The organism is Pseudomonas fluvialis, from assembly GCF_002835605.1.
In the GTDB taxonomy this organism is placed as follows: domain Bacteria; phylum Pseudomonadota; class Gammaproteobacteria; order Pseudomonadales; family Pseudomonadaceae; genus Aquipseudomonas; species Aquipseudomonas fluvialis.
In genome coordinates this window covers 111389-128945 of the sequence record NZ_PIYS01000014.1, presented here as the reverse complement: position 1 = coordinate 128945, position 17557 = coordinate 111389, and the positions used below count along the sequence as shown (strand labels likewise).

Genomic DNA, 17557 nt, shown 5'->3' with positions numbered 1-17557 from the left:
ATTAGTCCAGAGCAGGGCGATTGCATTACAGTGGCGCAATCAAAACGGCCGCCCACAGTGACCGGCCAGTCATTCCGCCCAGCAGAGCTTAGCGATGGAACACCGTGAAGCGCTTGTCGCGTTGCGACATTTTCTTTCAACCCAGATCCTCGGCCAGGAACGTCTGATCGAGCGACTGCTGATTGCCCTGCTGGCCGACGGCCACCTGCTCGTCGAGGGCGCGCCGGGGCTTGCCAAGACCCGCGCCATCAAGGAGCTGGCCGAAGGCCTGGAAGCCGAGTTTCACCGCATCCAGTTCACCCCCGACCTGCTGCCGGCGGATATCACCGGCACCGAGATCTACCGCCCGGAAACCGCCAGCTTCGCCTTCCAGCAGGGGCCGGTCTTTCACAACCTGGTGCTGGCCGACGAGATCAACCGCGCCCCCGCCAAGGTGCAGTCAGCGCTGCTCGAGGCCATGGCCGAGCGCCAGGTCTCGGTGGGTCGCTGTACCTATCCGCTGCCGCCACTGTTCCTGGTCATGGCCACGCAGAACCCGATCGAGCAGGAAGGCACCTATCCCCTGCCGGAAGCCCAGCTCGATCGTTTCCTCATGCATGTGCGCATCGGTTTTCCCGATGCCGCGGTGGAGCGCAAGATTCTCCAGCAGGCACGTGGCGAGGCCCTGCACGGCGAGGCCGAAGCCCCGCAAAAGGTCAGCCAGGAAGCGATCTTTGCCGCGCGCCAGGAAATCCTCGGTTTGTACATGGCCGACGCCGTGGAGGAGTACCTGGTGCAACTGGTAATGGCCACACGCACCCCTGCCAAGTACGACAGCGAGCTGGCCGAATGGATCAGTTACGGCGCCAGTCCGCGCGGCTCGATTGCCCTGGACCGTTGCGCTCGCGCGCACGCCTGGCTGGCTGGCCGCGACTTCGTCAGCCCGGAAGACATCCAGGCGGTACTCTTTGACGTACTGCGTCACCGCCTGATCCTCTCCTTCGAGGCCGAAGCGGCCGGCATCGACCAGGACCGGGTCATCCAGCGCATTCTCGATCGGGTTGCCGTGGGCTGATGAGCCGACACAGCGCCTTGCCTGCCAGCCCTTGCCAGATCAGCCTGGCCGAGCTGATCGATATGCGTCACCAACTGCGCGAGGTGCAGCTGTTTTCCAGCAATGCCCGGCGCAGCCCGCTGATCGGCTTGCATCACTCGCGGCTGCGTGGGCGTGGCGTAGACTTCGACCAGGTACGCCTATACCAGCCGGGCGATGATGTACGCAGTATCGACTGGCGCGTGACCGCACGCAGCCAGGAGCCGCACACCAAGCTGTTCCACGAAGAGCGCGAACGCCCGGTATTCATTCTGGTTGAACAAAGCCCGCGGTTGTTTTTCGGCAGCCAGTTGCTGTTCAAGTCCGTGCTGGCGGCACAGGCGGCGAGCCTGTTTGCCTGGTCGGCACTGGAACACAACGATCGGATCGGAGGACTGGTCTTCGGCTGTCTGGCACCTCAGGAAGTTCGTCCACGCCGCAGCAAGCAAAGCCTGCTGCAACTGCTTGCGCGCCTGGCCAAGGCCAATGCCAGCCTGCAAGATAATCCGCGCGAAGATGCGGAAGCCTTCACCCAGGCGCTGCGGCGCAGTCGAGAGGTCATGCGCCCAGGCAGCCTGCTGCCAATCATCTGTGATGAACGCGCACTGAATGAAACGGTCGAACAGCAGTTGATTCTCTTGGCGCGCCACAACGACCTGATCCTCATGCCGATCTCCGACCCCCTTGAGCATGCCCTGCCACTGGCCGGCCTGCTGCGTTTTTGCCAGGGTGAGCAGAGTCTGACCCTGGACTGCCAGCAACCCGCCTTGCGACGCCAGTGGCAAGCTCAGGCGAGCAATCGCCAGGCGCGCTGGGAGCGCCTGGCCCAGCAACTGGGCGTGCTGCTGCTGCCGCTGAGCAGTGCCAGCCCTCTGCTCGATCAGCTCAAGCAGCACCTCGCGCAAGGGAGGCCTTCGCCATGAGCCTGAGCGCCACGGAACAGCAGGCGCTGGAGCAGCTCCAGCCCTTGTTGCCGGCTGCGCCGATAGGCCTCTGGCCACCCGCAATCGGCTGGTGGCTGCTGCCGTTCGTGTTGCTCCTGCTGGTCTGGGCAAGCTGGCGTTTAGGGCAGCGCTGGCAGACACGCCAGCGCCCAGTGGAAAACATTACCCAGGAACTCGATGCGCAGCGCCAGGCTGCGCTGCAGGCGCTGCAGGCACTGCCCAAGCCCTATCAGCAGGACGCCGGCCCCTGGCTGCAACAGCTCAATGAACTGCTCAAGCGCGTATGTCTGGCTCATTATCCCGACGCCGGCAGCCATACCCTGAGCGGACGGCAGTGGCTGGCCTTCCTCGACAGCCGCTGTCCAGCAGCCGGACTCACCCGCTGGATGGTGCTGGTCGACGGCGCCTATCGCAGTCGCTGCCAGCTGGATGACAAGGCCATCGATGAGCTGGCACTGGCCGTCGCCACCTGGATTCGCAAGCATGTTTGAGTTCGCCTGGCCCTGGATCTTCAGCCTGCTGCCATTGCCCTGGCTGATGCGCGCCGTGCTGCCCCCTGCGCCGCCTGAAGAAGCCGCGCTGCGCGTGCCTTTTCTGCAGGAACTGGCCGAACTGAGCGGCCGTGTACCGCGCGGCTATCTGCCCGCCTGGCATCGCCAGACACCCTTTCTGCTGATTTGGCTACTGCTGCTGAGCGCCGCCGCACGCCCGCAATGGCAGGGTGAGCCGCTGCCTGTACCAAGCAGTGGCCGCGACCTGCTACTGGCCGTGGATGTCTCCGGCTCGATGGATTACCCCGACATGCACTGGCAGGGCCAGAGCCTGTCACGCCTGGCCTTGCTGCAACAGCTGTTTGCCCCGTTCATCGAAAGCCGCCAGGGTGATCGCCTGGGGCTGATCCTGTTCGGCTCACGCGCCTACCTGCAGGCACCGCTGACCTATGACCGGCGTAGCATCAGCCATTGGCTGAGCGAGGCACAGGTCGGTATTGCCGGCAGCGAAACGGCACTCGGCGACGCCATCGGCGTGGCCATCAAACGCCTGCGCCTGCGCCCGCAAAATAGCCGGGTACTGCTGCTGATCACTGATGGCGCCAGCAACGCCGGCAGCCTGGACCCACTGGTCGCTGCACGCCTGGCTGCCGCCGAACAGGTACGCATCTACACCCTGGGCATAGGCGCCCAGGCCCCCACCAACGGCCCCGGACTGCTGGCCGGCGCAGGCGCCCTTGAGCTGGATGAGCCGACCCTGCGCGATATTGCCGAGCTGACCGGCGGCGAATATTTCCGTGCTCGCGACAGTAAGGACCTCGAACGCATCGGCGAACAACTCAATCGTCTCGAGCCCGTAGCCCAGCAGGCCAGCCTGACCCGCCTCAACCAGCCCCTCTACCCCTGGCCGCTGGCCCTGGCCCTACTGGGCAGTGTGTTGCTCTGCCTGCCGCAACTGAATGTGCGCTGGCCACGCGGGAGGCGATCAGCATGAGCGACGGGTTCTTCCTGCTACGCCCACTCTGGTTGTTGCTACTGCCATTACTGGGCTACCTGCTCTGGCGTCTCTGGCAACGCCAGCAACGCCATGGGCAATGGCAACAACTGCTGCCCCGTGCCCTGCAACCCTGGTTGCTGGAGCACAGCCATAGCGGCCGTCAGCGCCTGCCCTGGGTGCTCCTCGGGCTGGGCTGGCTACTGGCCAGCCTGGCCTTGCTGGGGCCCAGCGGAGAGCGGCTGAGTCATAACGAGCTGAAACGCCACGATCCTTTGGTGATCATCCTCGACATGACGCCGCGCATGCTCGCTGCCGATCTCACGCCGAATCGCCTGCAGCAGGCGCGCCACAAAATTGCCGACCTGCTGCAACTGCGTGGCGATGCACAAACCGCCATGGTCGTGTATGCCGGTAGTGCGCACAGCGTAGTGCCCCTCTCGGATGACCTGAACACCAGCCTGAACCTGCTCGACGCGCTGCACCCCGACATCATGCCCCGCGCGGGACAACGCGCCGACCTGGCCATCGGCAAGGCGCAACAACTGCTGGAACAAGGTGCCAACGGAGCCGGCCGCCTGCTGTTGCTAACCGCCGAGTTGTCCGCTCAGGAGCAGCTGGGTATCCGCCAACGACTGGGGCGCAACAGCCAGAAGTTGCTGATCCTCGGCCTGGGCAGTCAGGCCGGCGCACCGATACCGGATAGCCAGGGTGGCTTGCGCAAGGACGCACAGGGTGCCATCCAGTTGACCCGTCTCGACGCAACGGGCCTGCAAGCCCTGGCCGAGGCAGTGGCCGGCCGCTACACCAATCTGCAACTGGGCAACAGCGACCTGATCGCTCTGGGCTTGCTCGACAGTGGCGGGCAGTTGCGTCACAGCGGCGAGCAACTACGCCTGGATGTCTGGCTGGATCATGGCCACTGGTTGCTGCTGCCTTTGTTACTGCTGGCCGCCTGTGCGGCGCGACGCGGCTGGCTGTTCATTCTGCCAGTGGGCCTGTTGCTGGCACCGCCAGCACAGGCCATGAACTGGGAGGACCTCTGGCTACGCGCCGATCAGCAGGGCATACGCTTGTTGCGCCAAGGCCAGCCTGCACAGGCCGCACAGCGTTTCATTGATCCACAGTGGCAAGGTCATGCGCTCTACCAGGCCGGCGACTATGTCGCTGCTGCGCAACGCTTTGCCCTCGGCCAGCACGCCGCCGATCATTACAACCGTGGCAATGCCCTGGCCCGCAATGGCGATCTGGAAGCAGCGCTGGATGCCTACGAAACGGCGCTGGAAATCGATGGCAAGCTGAGCGTGGCCTTGCACAACAAGCAACTGGTCGAGCAATTACTGGCACTGCGTCGTCAGCAGGACACCCAGGCCAGCCCGCCGAGCGATCCGCCGACGCCGACAGCCAATCAGCCCAGCACAGCCGGCACACCGGCCCAACCGGCTCAGGAAACCGACCATCCTACACAACAGGGTAGCCCTGCCCAGAACGCCACGGAGCCAGGCGCTGCGGACGAAAGCACTGGCCCAGGCCCACAGGCTGACAGCCTGGCGCCAGGCGCAACCGGTCCGGAAAACGGCGCCGCACTCGGCCAGGCCAGCAGCACCCCGGCCAGCCGCGAACAGCAGCAAGCGCTCGAACAATGGCTGCGTGACGTGCCGGATGACCCGGCCGAGTTGCTGCGCCGCAAATTCTGGTACCAACAACAGCATGCTGAGGAAGCGCAGCCATGAGTCTTCTGTCTGTTCTACTGCGCCGAGGCAAACCACTGTTCTGGCTGGCCTTGCTGACCATGCCCGGCATGAGCCTGGCGTTGACCGCCGAAGTGGATCGCCAGGTACTGCAGGCCGGGGAAACCCTGGAACTGACGCTAGAGGCCGATGACCCCACGCAGTTCCGTCGTCCCGACCTGTCCCCCCTGGAGAAGGACTTTGAGATTCTCGCCAGCCGTCAGCTGAACAGTCTGAGCAGCCGCGAGGGCAGTGCACGCACCAGCATGCGCTGGGTCATCACCTTGCTCCCCAAGCGCAGCGGCCTACTGCAGCTACCCAGCCTGGGCAATCCACCACAGGCCAGCGCGCCCCTGCAGTTGCAGGTGCAGGAAAACCATAACCCACAAGCCAGCCTGGCACCGCTATTCATCGACGCACATCTGGAGCAGGACCAGGTTTATGTACAGCAACAGGCCCTCCTCACCGTACGCATCTATCACTCGGTTTCGCTGTTCGATGACAGCAGCCTGACAGCTCCACAGGTCGATAGCGCACGCATCGAACGTCTTGGCGAGCCGCGCACCTTCGAGAAACTGCTTAACGGCATACGCCATGGCGTGATCGAAGTGCGTTATGCGCTTTATCCCCAGCAGAGTGGCGAGCTACGCATTCCAGGGCAGGTATTCAGTGCCACCCTGGCCGACAGCGACAGCCTCAGCCGGCGCAGCGGACGACGCCATGTGCGCGCTCCGGACTTGCTCCTGCAGGTTCGCCCGCAACCGGCCAGCTACCCACCCGGAGCCCCCTGGCTGCCGGCACGCAAGGTCAGCCTGGTACAAGCCTGGCAACCGCAACCGGACGCCGCACGCCTGGGCGAATCGATCACCCGCAGCCTGCTGCTCAAGGCCGAAGGACTATCCAGCGCCCAACTGCCGCCCCTGCCGATTAGCGAAGCCGAGCATCTACGCCGCTACCCTGACCAGCCGAACCTCACCGACCAGCGCGAGGAACATGGCTTGATCGGTGGCCGCGAGGAACGTGAGGCCCTGATTCCCCTACAGGTCGGCGAACTGCGTTTACCCGCCCTGACCCTGTACTGGTGGAACACCGAAACTGACAGCCTTGAGCGCATAGAGCTCGCCGAAGAAGTCCTGCAGGTACAGGACAACCCGGCACTGCTGCGCGAACCGGCACGCTTCAGCAACGAACTGGACGAACAGCCTGCGCACCCGCTGCTGTGGACCTGGCAGCTGGCCACGGCCGTGCTGGCCTGCACTACCCTGCTGGGCTTTGCCCTGTGGTGGCATGCACGACGCCAACCTGCCGTAGCCAGTAACGCGACGGCCCCCAGCGGCCCCAGCCCGCGCACTCTGCTCGACGAACTCAAGCGCGCCTGCCTGGCCGGTGACCCCCAGCAAACCCGCCAGGCCCTCGATGCCTGGGCTCGCCAACAACCCGAAACCCTCGCCGACATGGCGGCACGCTACGAGGCGCTCTCGCAAGCGCTGGATGGCCTGAATGGCGCGCTGTACAGCGAGGCAGCCAGTGATTGGCACGGCGAACAGTTGTGGCAGGCCGTGCGCAACTTGCCAGCCAGGCACGAAGACCAGTCCGGCAACAGCGACAACAGTCTGCCCCCGCTTTACCCGCGCTGAAGCATTTTTCCGAAGGCGCATAAAAAACCCCGAGGCGCCAGGCGCCCCGGGGTTCTTAAAGAAGACTGAATGAATCAGGCCTTCTTCATTTCCCAACCAGTCAGCTCGGCCAGGGCCTTGCCGATATCCGCCAGGGAACGCACGGTTTTCACGCCGGCATCCTGCAGGGCAGCGAACTTCTCATCCGCAGTGCCTTTACCGCCGGAAATGATGGCGCCCGCATGGCCCATGCGCTTGCCGGCAGGAGCCGTCACACCCGCGATATAGGAAACTACCGGCTTGGTGACATTGGCCTTGATGAAGGCTGCAGCCTCTTCCTCGGCACTACCACCGATTTCACCGATCATCACGATGGCTTCGGTCTTCGGATCTTCCTGGAACAGCTTGAGGATATCGATGAAGTTGGAGCCCGGGATGGGGTCACCACCGATACCTACACAGGTCGACTGGCCGAAGCCGGCGTCGGTGGTCTGCTTCACGGCTTCATAGGTCAGGGTGCCGGAGCGCGACACGATGCCGACTTTGCCCGGCAGGTGGATGTGCCCCGGCATGATACCGATCTTGCACTCGCCGGGAGTGATCACGCCCGGGCAGTTCGGGCCGATCAGGCGTACGCCCAGCTCGTCGCACTTGACCTTGGCTTCCAGCATGTCGATGGTCGGGATGCCTTCGGTAATGCAGACGATCAGCTTGATACCGCCGAAGGCGGCTTCGAGGATCGAGTCCTTGCAGAAGGCAGCCGGCACATAGATCACCGAGGCATCGGCCCCCGTGGCAGCCACGGCTTCCTTGACGGTGTTGAACACCGGCAGACCGAGATGCGTGGTACCGCCCTTGCCCGGGGTTACCCCACCGACCATCTGCGTACCGTAGGCAATCGCCTGCTCACTGTGGAAAGTACCCTGCGAGCCGGTAAAGCCCTGGCAGATGACCTTGGTGTCTTTATTGATCAGGACGCTCATTACTTGCCCTCCGCCGCTTTGACCACTTGCTGAGCCGCGTCGGTCAGACTGGTTGCCGCGATGATGTTCAGGCCACTCTCGGCCAGTACCTTGGCGCCGAGTTCGGCATTGTTACCTTCCAGACGCACCACCACCGGCACTTTCACGCCGACTTCCTTGACCGCGCCGATGATGCCTTCGGCAATCATGTCGCAGCGCACGATGCCACCGAAGATGTTGACCAGTACGGCCTGCACGTTGCTGTCGGAAAGGATGATCTTGAACGCCTCGGTCACCCGCTCCTTGGTGGCACCACCGCCGACATCAAGGAAGTTGGCCGGCTTGCCGCCGTGCAGGTTGACGATATCCATGGTGCCCATGGCCAGGCCGGCACCGTTGACCATGCAGCCGATGTTGCCTTCCAGGGCCACGTAGTTCAGTTCGAACTTGGCCGCGTGGGCTTCGCGCGGGTCGTCCTGCGACGGGTCATGCATGGCGCGCAGCTTGGGCTGGCGATACAGGGCGTTGCCGTCGATGTTGATCTTGGCATCCAGGCAGTGCAGGTTGCCGTCTTTCTTGATGACCAGCGGGTTGATTTCCAGCAGGGCCAGGTCGTAGTCCTGGAACAGCTTGGCCAGGCCAACGAAGATGTGCGTGAACTGCTTGATCTGGTCGCCCTGCAGGCCCAGCTGGAAGGCCAGCTCGCGGCCCTGGAAGGGCTGTGCGCCAACCAGCGGATCAATAGTGGCCTTGAGGATCTTTTCCGGGGTGTCGTGGGCAACCTTCTCGATTTCCACGCCACCTTCGGTAGACGCCATGAACACGATACGGCGGCTGGAACGGTCAACCACCGCGCCCAGGTAGAGTTCCTTGTCGATATCAGTGCAGGCTTCGACCAGAATCTTGGTCACCGGCTGGCCACTGGCGTCGGTCTGGTAGGTCACCAGACGCTTGCCCAGCCACTGGGCGGCGAATGCCTTGGCGTCTTCCTTGTTCTTGACCAGCTTGACGCCGCCAGCCTTGCCACGACCACCGGCATGCACCTGGGCCTTGACCACCCACATATCGCCGCCGATTTTGTCACATGCCGCTGCGGCCTCTTCCGGGGTGTCTACGGCATAGCCCTGGGATACGGGCAGGCCGTATTCAGCGAACAGCTGCTTACCCTGATATTCATGGAGATTCATGCTTGTCTACCGTTTGTGTTTGGGTATTGCGCGTACGGCGCTGCGCTTTTGACGCCGCGCCACCTGTGGCCACCTTTTGATGGCCCGGCACACTTTCCGTCAGGCGAAAACCCGCGGGCCGTGCACCGTGGTTCCTTGCACAGAGGGCGGCGAGCAACTGTCGCGCCCCCTGCAACCTGCTTAGCGTTTCTTGCGGTTGGCGATATGGATCGCCTGGCCGTTTACCGCCAGTGCCGCTTCATGCAGCGCTTCGGACAGCGTCGGGTGCGAGAACACCATCATGCCCAGGTCTTCGGCACTGGTGCCGAACTCCATGGCAATGGCTCCCTGCTGTACCAGTTCGGCAGCACTTGGGCCAATCACATGCACGCCCAGCACGCGGTCTGTCTTGGCATCGGCAATGACCTTGACCAGACCACCGGTATCGTTGGCAGCCATGGCGCGGCCACTGGCAGCAAACGGGAAGGTGCCGACATTGATTTCCACGCCCTCGGCCTTGAGTTGCTGCTCGTTCTTGCCGACCCAGGCGATTTCCGGATGGGTATAGATCACCCCGGGAATCAGGTCGTAGTTCATCTGTGCCTTGTGACCGGCAATACGCTCGGCCACCATGATGCCCTCTTCCGATGCCTTGTGAGCGAGCATCGGCCCACGCACTACGTCACCCACCGCATACACGCCGGGCACGCTGGTCGCGCAGTAGTCGTCAACATAGATATAGCCACGTTCGTCGAGCGTCACCTCGCAATCGGCAGCCAGCAAATCAGTCGTTACCGGACGACGGCCAACCGCAACGATCAGCTTGTCGAAGGTCATTTGCTGTTCACCTTCGGCATCGGTGAAGCTCACAGTCACCTGCTTCTTCTTCACTTCAGAAGCCGTCAGGCGAGCCCCCAGACGAATGCTCAGGCCTTGCTTGGTGAGCGTCTTCAGGGCTTCCTTGGCAATCTGCTCGTCAGCCGCCGGGAGGAACTTGTCCTGGGCCTCGATCACGGTGACTTCAGCCCCCAGGCGCGCCCAGACCGAACCCAGTTCGAGGCCGATAACCCCCGCACCAATCACCCCGAGTTTCTTCGGTACGCTCTGGAACTCCAGAGCACCGGTAGAATCCACGATCACTTCCTGATCGACCGGCGCCGGTGGGATGTCGATAGGCTTGGAGCCGGACGCGATGATCACGTTCTCCGCCTGCACCAAGGTCACGCTGCCGTCGCTGCCGGTGACTTCCACCTGCTTGCCGGCCAGCAGCTTGCCATGCCCCTCCAGCAGGGTTACACCATTGGCCTTGAACAGGCCGGCGATACCGCCGGTGAGGTTCTTAACGATCTGAGCCTTGCGTGCAATCATTGCCGGCACGTCGATGCTGACGCTCTTGGCGGTAATACCATGCACGGCAAAACCTTCCTGGGCCTCATGGTATTTCCAGGAGCTGTCGAGCAGCGCCTTGGAGGGAATGCAGCCGACGTTCAGGCAGGTACCACCGAGTGCTACCTTGTTGTCCTTGTCCTGGTATTTCTCGATGCAGGCAGTCTTCAGGCCCAGCTGGGCCGCCTTGATGGCCGCCACATAGCCGCCCGGGCCTGCACCAATCACTACCACGTCAAATTTCAGGGTCATAACTTTCTCCTTTAAGCCTTAAGCCGCAAGTCGAAGCTAAGCAGCTTGCAGACTTGCAGCTTGCCGCTGATGTTTAGATATCCAGCAGCAGGCGCGCCGGGTCTTCCAGCAGGTTCTTGATGGTGACCAGGAAGCTCACTGCTTCCTTGCCATCAATCAGGCGGTGATCGTAGGACAGCGCCAGGTACATCATCGGACGAATCACCACCTGGCCGTTGATCGCTACCGGACGCTGGATGATGTTGTGCATGCCGAGGATGGCCGCTTGTGGCGGGTTGACGATCGGCGTCGACATCATCGAACCGAAGGTGCCGCCATTGGTGATGGTGAAGGTGCCACCGGTCATTTCTTCGATGGACAGCTTGCCGTCACGCGCCTTCTTACCGAAGGTGGCAATGCCGTTCTCGATCTCTGCGAGGCTCATCAATTCGGCATTGCGCAGTACCGGCACCACCAGTCCACGGTCACTGGATACGGCCACGCCGATGTCCTGGTAGCCGTGGTAGACGATATCGTTGCCATCGATCGAGGCATTCACGGCCGGGAAGCGCTTGAGCGCCTCGACCGCGGCCTTGACGAAGAACGACATGAAGCCCAGGCGCACACCGTTATGGGTCTTCTCGAAGAGGTCCTTGTACTTGCTGCGCAGGGCCATGACTTCATGCATGTCCACTTCATTGAAGGTGGTCAGCATGGCCATGGAAGACTGCGCCTCGACCAGGCGCTCGGCGATCTTGGCGCGCAGGCGGGTCATCGGTACGCGTTTCTCGACACGCTCGCCGGCAGCGAACAGCGGTGCTTCGGCAGCCGGCGCGGCCGGTTTGGCAGCTGGCGCCGCAACCGGAGCAGTCTTGCGTGCCTCGACAGCCGCCACCACGTCTTCCTTGGTCACCCGACCACCTTTGCCGGTACCGGCGATGGCCGCCGGATTCAGGCCATTTTCCTCGGCGATCTTGCGCGCTGCCGGAGACAGCAGGGCTTCTTCGGCAGACGCCGGAGCAGCGACCTGGGCCGCTACCGCAGCAACCGGTGCTGCGGCTACCGGCGCACTGGCCGCGCCGCCGTCGACCAGGGTGCCCAGCAGTTCGCCGCTGAGCACGGTGTCGCCTTCGTTCTTGAGAATCTCGCCAACCACGCCGTCAGCTTCGGCCAGTACTTCCATGACCACTTTGTCGGTCTCGATGTCGACGATCAGCTCGTCACGCTTGACCGCCTCGCCCGGCTTCTTGTGCCAGGTAGCAACCGTGCCGTCGGCGACCGACTCAGGGAATGTAGGGGCTTTGATCTCGATAGCCATGTTGTTCAGTTCCTATCTAATTCGGTGATGTCGTACTACGCCAGCTACAGGCTGGCGTAGCAAAGCAAGGCAGTTAAACGGTGAAGGCGTCCTGCAGCAGTTTCTCCTGCTGTTCGGCATGCATCGAAGCATAGCCACAGGCAGGCGCTGCCGAAGCATCGCGACCGGCGTATTGCAGGAACAGATCCTTCTTGTGCGCACTGGCTACACGGCGCATGTGGTGCTGACTGCAGTACCACGCGCCCTGGTTCATCGGCTCTTCCTGGCACCAGACAATGTGCTTGAGATGCTTGAACGGTGCCAAAGCCTCCGCGAGGTCTTCCTCGGGGAACGGATAGAGCTGCTCGATACGCACGATGGCAATATCTTCGCGCCCTTCGGCACGCCGCTTCTCCAACAAGTCGTAGTAGACCTTGCCACTGCACAGAATCAGCCGTTCCACTTTCTTGGCTTCCAGCGCATCCACTTCACCAATCACCGTCTGGAAGGAGCCTTCAGCAAGCTCTTCCAAGGTCGAGATGGCCAGCTTATGACGCAGCAACGACTTGGGCGTCAATGCGACCAAGGGCTTACGCAGCGGACGAATCACCTGGCGACGCAGCATGTGGTAGACCTGCGCCGGAGTGGTCGGCACGCAGACCTGGATGTTGTGCTCGGCACACAGCTGCAGATAACGCTCCAGACGCGCCGAGCTGTGCTCAGGGCCCTGCCCTTCATAACCATGCGGCAGCAGCACGGTCAGGCCACACAGGCGTCCCCACTTGTGCTCACCACTGGAAATGAACTGGTCGAACACCACCTGGGCACCGTTGGCAAAGTCGCCGAACTGCGCTTCCCAGATCACCAGCGCATTCGGCGTGGTGGTTGCGTAACCGTACTCAAATGCCAGTACGGCCTCCTCGGAAAGGAAGGAGTCATACAGCTCGAACGCCGGCTGACCGGCATAGAGGTTCTGCAGCGGCAGATGGGTGCTACCGTCTTTCTGACTATGCAGCGCCGCATGACGGTGCGAAAAGGTGCCGCGGCCTACGTCCTGGCCGGTAATACGTACCGGGTGACCTTCGAAGAGCAAGGTGGCATAGGCAAGGTTCTCGGCGTAGCCCCAGTTGATCGGCAAGGCACCGGCCGTCATCTTCTGCCGGTCTTCGAGGATCTTCGCCACCTGGCGCTGCAGCAGGAAGCCTTCCGGTACATCGACCAGCTTGGCAGCCAGTTCCTGCAGGGTCTTGAGCTCGAAGCGGGTATCGTGACGGGCTGTCCAGGCATGCCCCAGATAAGGGCGCCAGTCGACAAACAGCTCCTTGTTGGGCTCCTTGACCAGGCTCTTGACCACATGCTGACCGTTATCCAGGGCCGTACGGTACTCGTCGATCTTCTCCTGAACACGCTGAGCATCGAGTACGCCAGCCTGTACCAGCGAATCGGCATACAGCTCGCGAGTGGTGCGTTGCTTGGCAATCTGCTGGTACATCAACGGCTGCGTGCCGGACGGCTCGTCTGCTTCGTTGTGACCGCGGCGACGGTAGCAAACCAGGTCGATAACCACATCGCGCTTGAACTGCATGCGGTAGTCAACGGCTAGCTGGGTGACAAACAGCACTGCCTCGGGGTCATCGCCATTCACATGGAGAATCGGCGCCTGAATCATCTTCGCCACATCCGTGCAGTACTCGGTCGAGCGCGAGTCCTGAGGATTGCTGATGGTGAAACCTACCTGATTATTGATCACCAGATGAATGGTGCCGCCCGTTTTGTAACCACGGGTCTGCGACATCTGGAAGGTTTCCATGACCACGCCCTGGCCGGCGAACGCAGCGTCACCATGGATGGAAATCGGCAATACCTTGTCGCCAGTCTTGTCGCTGCGACGATCTTGGCGGGCCCGCACCGAGCCTTCGACCACCGGAGAGACAATCTCCAGGTGGGAAGGGTTGAAGGCCAGCGCCAGGTGTACTTCCCCGCCCTGGGTCATGACGTTGGACGAGAAGCCCTGGTGATATTTCACGTCACCGGAAGACAGCCCCTCGGTCTTCTTGCCCTCGAACTCGTCGAACAGATCGCGCGGATTCTTTCCGAAGGTATTCACCAAGACGTTGAGGCGACCGCGGTGCGCCATGCCGATGACGATTTCCTTGGTGCCGTAGGAACCACTGCGCTGGATGATTTCGTCAAGCAGGGCAATCAGGCTTTCCCCACCCTCAAGACCAAAGCGTTTGGTACCGGGATACTTGGTACCCAGGTATTTTTCCAGACCCTCGGCGGCCGTCAGACGCTCCAGCAGGTGGCCGCGCACGTCGGCGGAGTACAACGGGCGACCGCGCACACTTTCCAGGCGCTGGGCAAACCACTTGCGCTGTTCAGAGTCGACGATATGCGTGAACTCTGCACCAATATTGCGGCAATAGGTCTCTTGCAGCGCCTGATGGATTTCTCGCAGGGTGGCCTCTTCCTTGCCGATGAACAGTTCACCGGTACGGAAGGTGGTGTCCAGATCGGCATCAGTCAGACCGTAATGATGAATCGACAGGTCGGCAGGCGCCTTGCGCTGCCAAAGCCCCAGCGGATCGAGTTGGGCGGCTTGGTGGCCGCGCATGCGGAAGGCCTGAATCAGGCGCAGTACTTCAACCTGCTTCTTCTCATGCTCGCTGCTGACGGTTCCGGCCGAAACAGGCTGGGCACGCCGCTGGTTCTTGGCCAGCAGGACGAAATGATCACGAATCGTGGAGTGTGAGACGTCGTTGGCAGGATTGCCGTCAGCCGGCAATTTCTGGAAGTAGGTGCGCCACTCTTCGGGCACAGCGTTAGGATCGTGCAGGTAGAGCTCATAAAGCTCTTCCACATAGGCCGCGTTACCACCGGATAGGTGGGCGCTGCTCCACATGCGCTGCATTACGCTTTCTTGCATGCTAGGTCACCCTCGGTAAGGGGACACCACCAGCGGTGACTACGCAGTCTGCTGTGCAAAGTCCTGATGCAGCGACCTTGGTAAAGCCACTACGAATCCCGCAGATAGTCCGGGCACCAGCCCGGTCGCCCCTGCTGGTCTTCATATTATTCAGTTATAGGGCCTGGCTTTGTGAGCCTGAACCCTGGATTGACTGCGGCGGCAGGGTTAAATCTGCCGCCGCAGGTGTTGCAGGTAACGCAAGGTGTAATCAGGTACCGCTTTGCAGCAACATGTTGCGAATATGTCCGATCGCCTTGGTCGGGTTCAAGCCCTTCGGACAGACATTCACGCAGTTCATGATGCCGCGGCAGCGAAACACGCTGAACGGATCATCGAGTGCAGCCAGACGTTCGGCAGTCTGCGTATCGCGGCTATCAGCCAGGAAACGGTAGGCCTGCAGCAACGCCGAAGGACCGAGGAACTTGTCCGGGTTCCACCAGAAGGACGGGCAGCTGGTGGAGCAGCACGCGCACAGGATGCACTCGTACAGACCGTCCAGCTTCTCGCGCTCTTCCGGAGACTGCAGACGCTCGATGGCCGGAGCCGGCGTGTCGTTCTGCAGGTACGGCTGCACCTTCTCGTATTGCTTATAGAAGATGCTCATATCGACGGCCAGGTCACGAATCACCGGAAGACCCGGCAGCGGACGGATGACCAGCTTGCCGCCCTTCAGGCCAGCAGCCGACAGCGGCGTGATGCAGGCCAGGCCATTCTTGCCGTTGATGTTCATGCCATCGGAGCCACAGACCCCTTCACGGCAAGAGCGACGGTAGGAAAAGCTCTGATCCTGTTCCTTGATCAAGGCCAGTACGTCAAGGACCATGACATCCTTGCCGCCGGTATCGACCTGGAAGTCCTGCATGTAGGGAGAAGCGTCTTTCTCCGGGTTGTAACGATAAACACTGACTTGCAACATATCAGGCACCCTTAATAAGTCCGAACCTTGGGTTCAAACGCCGGAACAGTCTTCGGCGCGAAGTTGACGGCACGCTTGGCTACGCGCTTGTCACCCGGGAAGTACAGGGTGTGGCACAGCCAGTTTTCGTCATCGCGCTCCTCGAAGTCTTCACGGGCATGCGCACCACGAGACTCGGTACGAGTATTCGCGGCAATCGCAGTAGCCTCGGCCACTTCGAGCAGGTTTTGCAGTTCCAGCGCTTCGATACGCGCAGTATTGAACGCCTGGCTCTTGTCCGCGATCTTGACGTTCGCGATGCGCTCACGCAGGTCGGCCAGTTGTTTGATGCCCTTCTCCATGTATTCGCCGGTACGGAATACACCGAAATAGTTCTGCATGCACTGCTGCAGTTCCTTACGCAGCGGCGCCACATCTTCACCCGTATTACGCTCGTTGACGCCAGCCAGACGCTTGAGCGACTGCTCGATGTCGGTTTCGCTGGCACCGCGCGCCTCAACACCTTCCTTGAGTGCTTTTTCCAGGTGCAGGCCAGCCGCACGACCGAATACCACCAGGTCAAGCAGCGAGTTGCCGCCCAGGCGGTTGGCACCGTGTACCGACACACAAGCCACTTCACCGACAGCAAACAGACCTTCGATGATCTTGTCGTTGCCATTGGCGTCCTGGGTGATCGCCTGACCATGGATGTTGGTAGCCACACCACCCATCATGTAGTGGCAGGTCGGAATGACCGGAACCGGCGCAACCACCGGATCGACGTGAGCAAAGGTCTTGGACAGCTCACAGATACCCGGCAGGCGACTGTGCAGCACTTCTTCACCGAGGTGATCCAGCTTCAACAGCACGTGATCCTTGTTCGGACCACAGCCGTTGCCGGCAATGACTTCCTTGACCATGGAGCGGGCAACCACGTCGCGACCGGCCAGGTCTTTGGCGTTCGGTGCGTAACGCTCCATGAAACGCTCGCCGTGCGCGTTGATCAGGTAACCACCCTCGCCACGGCAACCTTCGGTGACCAGCACACCGGCGCCGGCGATGCCGGTCGGGTGGAACTGCCACATTTCGATGTCCTGCACCGGCACACCGGCACGCAGGGCCATGCCCACGCCATCACCGGTGTTGATCAACGCATTGGTGGTGGAGGCGTAAATACGGCCGGCACCGCCAGTAGCCAGAACCACGGCCTTGGAACGGATGTAGACGGTCTCGCCGGTCTCGATACAGATGGCGATGATGCCGACGATGGCGCCATCCTGATTCTTCACCAGGTCAACGGCATACCATTCATTGAGGAACGAGGTGCCTGCCTTCAGGTTACCCTGGTACAGGGTATGTAGCAGGGCGTGACCGGTACGGTCGGCAGCAGCGCAGGTACGGGCAGCCTGGGTGGGATTATCCGGCCCCTTGGACTGACCACCGAACGGACGCTGATAGATGCGCCCCTGCTCGGTACGCGAGAACGGCAGGCCCATGTGCTCGAGTTCGAACACGGCCTCCGGACCGACAGAGCACATGTACTCGATAGCGTCCTGGTCACCGATGTAGTCGGAACCCTTGACGGTATCGTACATGTGCCAGCGCCAATCATCGTTCGGATCAGCCGAAGCAATGGCGCAGGTGATGCCACCCTGGGCGGACACGGTGTGCGAGCGGGTCGGGAAAACCTTGGTGACTACGGCAGTCTTGTGACCACCCTGAGCCAGTTGCAGTGCGGCACGCATGCCCGCACCACCGCCACCGACGATGATGGCGTCATAGGAAAGAGTACGAATGCTAGCCAT

13 protein-coding genes are annotated in these 17557 nt (G+C 61.9%); 6 read left to right on the top strand and 7 right to left on the bottom strand.

Annotation, left to right across the window (positions count from 1 at the left end):
- Positions 1-94: 94 nt before the first annotated feature.
- Genes CW360_RS08395 through CW360_RS08370 form a run of 6 tightly spaced genes read left to right on the top strand, consistent with a single transcriptional unit; the run spans position 95 to position 6868 of the window.
- Complete coding sequence (locus tag CW360_RS08395; RefSeq protein WP_093986436.1) at positions 95-1054, top strand: AAA family ATPase; 960 nt, start codon at positions 95-97, stop codon at positions 1052-1054.
- Positions 1054-1995, top strand: coding sequence for a DUF58 domain-containing protein (locus CW360_RS08390; protein ID WP_101193380.1), 942 nt, complete (start codon positions 1054-1056; stop codon positions 1993-1995). Before CW360_RS08395 ends, CW360_RS08390 begins: the two co-directional genes overlap by 1 nt.
- Positions 1992-2507 (top strand): DUF4381 domain-containing protein, encoded by a 516-nt coding sequence (locus tag CW360_RS08385; protein ID WP_101193379.1) that lies wholly within the window; start codon positions 1992-1994, stop codon positions 2505-2507. Before CW360_RS08390 ends, CW360_RS08385 begins: the two co-directional genes overlap by 4 nt.
- A complete protein-coding gene (locus tag CW360_RS08380; RefSeq protein ID WP_101193378.1) occupies positions 2500-3501 on the top strand; it encodes a VWA domain-containing protein in 1002 nt (333 codons plus the stop codon). Before CW360_RS08385 ends, CW360_RS08380 begins: the two co-directional genes overlap by 8 nt.
- Positions 3498-5234, top strand: a complete 1737-nt coding sequence (locus CW360_RS08375) for a VWA domain-containing protein (RefSeq protein ID WP_101193377.1) — start codon at positions 3498-3500, stop codon at positions 5232-5234. The genes CW360_RS08380 and CW360_RS08375 overlap by 4 nt, the downstream gene beginning before the upstream one ends.
- Positions 5231-6868 (top strand): BatD family protein, encoded by a 1638-nt coding sequence (locus CW360_RS08370; protein ID WP_425439754.1) that lies wholly within the window; start codon positions 5231-5233, stop codon positions 6866-6868. The genes CW360_RS08375 and CW360_RS08370 overlap by 4 nt, the downstream gene beginning before the upstream one ends.
- A gap of 74 nt (positions 6869-6942) precedes the next feature.
- Here CW360_RS08370 and sucD read toward each other — a convergent pair whose 3' ends face one another.
- The 7 genes from sucD to sdhA form a co-directional block, all read right to left on the bottom strand.
- Positions 6943-7830, bottom strand: coding sequence for a succinate--CoA ligase subunit alpha (sucD, locus tag CW360_RS08365; protein ID WP_093986430.1), 888 nt, complete (start codon positions 7828-7830; stop codon positions 6943-6945).
- On the bottom strand, positions 7830-8996 hold the full coding sequence (sucC, locus tag CW360_RS08360; protein ID WP_093986429.1) for an ADP-forming succinate--CoA ligase subunit beta: 1167 nt from the start codon (positions 8994-8996) through the stop codon (positions 7830-7832). The genes sucD and sucC overlap by 1 nt, the downstream gene beginning before the upstream one ends.
- Before the next feature lie 180 nt (positions 8997-9176).
- Positions 9177-10613 carry a dihydrolipoyl dehydrogenase gene (gene lpdA, locus CW360_RS08355; protein ID WP_101193376.1) on the bottom strand — a complete coding sequence of 479 codons (1437 nt, stop codon included), beginning with the start codon at positions 10611-10613 and terminating at the stop codon, positions 9177-9179.
- A 73-nt stretch (positions 10614-10686) separates the two neighbouring features.
- Positions 10687-11910, bottom strand: coding sequence for a 2-oxoglutarate dehydrogenase complex dihydrolipoyllysine-residue succinyltransferase (odhB, locus tag CW360_RS08350; protein ID WP_093986427.1), 1224 nt, complete (start codon positions 11908-11910; stop codon positions 10687-10689).
- Positions 11911-11983: 73 nt separating this feature from the next.
- Entirely contained in the window at positions 11984-14815 is a 2832-nt protein-coding gene (locus CW360_RS08345) for a 2-oxoglutarate dehydrogenase E1 component (RefSeq protein ID WP_093986426.1), read from the bottom strand.
- 250 nt (positions 14816-15065) lie between these two features.
- Positions 15066-15773, bottom strand: coding sequence for a succinate dehydrogenase iron-sulfur subunit (locus CW360_RS08340; RefSeq protein WP_093986425.1), 708 nt, complete (start codon positions 15771-15773; stop codon positions 15066-15068).
- A gap of 11 nt (positions 15774-15784) precedes the next feature.
- On the bottom strand, positions 15785-17557 hold the full coding sequence (gene sdhA / locus CW360_RS08335) for a succinate dehydrogenase flavoprotein subunit (protein WP_093986424.1): 1773 nt from the start codon (positions 17555-17557) through the stop codon (positions 15785-15787).

Coding starts and splice junctions, on each gene's coding strand:
- CW360_RS08395 (WP_093986436.1), top strand. CDS start 95: ATGGAACACCGTGAAGCGCTTGTCGCGTTGCGACATTTTCTTTCAACC.
- CW360_RS08390 (WP_101193380.1), top strand. CDS start 1,054: ATGAGCCGACACAGCGCCTTGCCTGCCAGCCCTTGCCAGATCAGCCTG.
- CW360_RS08385 (WP_101193379.1), top strand. CDS start 1,992: ATGAGCCTGAGCGCCACGGAACAGCAGGCGCTGGAGCAGCTCCAGCCC.
- CW360_RS08380 (WP_101193378.1), top strand. CDS start 2,500: ATGTTTGAGTTCGCCTGGCCCTGGATCTTCAGCCTGCTGCCATTGCCC.
- CW360_RS08375 (WP_101193377.1), top strand. CDS start 3,498: ATGAGCGACGGGTTCTTCCTGCTACGCCCACTCTGGTTGTTGCTACTG.
- CW360_RS08370 (WP_425439754.1), top strand. CDS start 5,231: ATGAGTCTTCTGTCTGTTCTACTGCGCCGAGGCAAACCACTGTTCTGG.
- sucD (WP_093986430.1), bottom strand. CDS start 7,830: ATGAGCGTCCTGATCAATAAAGACACCAAGGTCATCTGCCAGGGCTTT.
- sucC (WP_093986429.1), bottom strand. CDS start 8,996: ATGAATCTCCATGAATATCAGGGTAAGCAGCTGTTCGCTGAATACGGC.
- lpdA (WP_101193376.1), bottom strand. CDS start 10,613: ATGACCCTGAAATTTGACGTGGTAGTGATTGGTGCAGGCCCGGGCGGC.
- odhB (WP_093986427.1), bottom strand. CDS start 11,910: ATGGCTATCGAGATCAAAGCCCCTACATTCCCTGAGTCGGTCGCCGAC.
- CW360_RS08345 (WP_093986426.1), bottom strand. CDS start 14,815: ATGCAAGAAAGCGTAATGCAGCGCATGTGGAGCAGCGCCCACCTATCC.
- CW360_RS08340 (WP_093986425.1), bottom strand. CDS start 15,773: ATGTTGCAAGTCAGTGTTTATCGTTACAACCCGGAGAAAGACGCTTCT.
- sdhA (WP_093986424.1), bottom strand. CDS start 17,557: ATGGCTAGCATTCGTACTCTTTCCTATGACGCCATCATCGTCGGTGGC.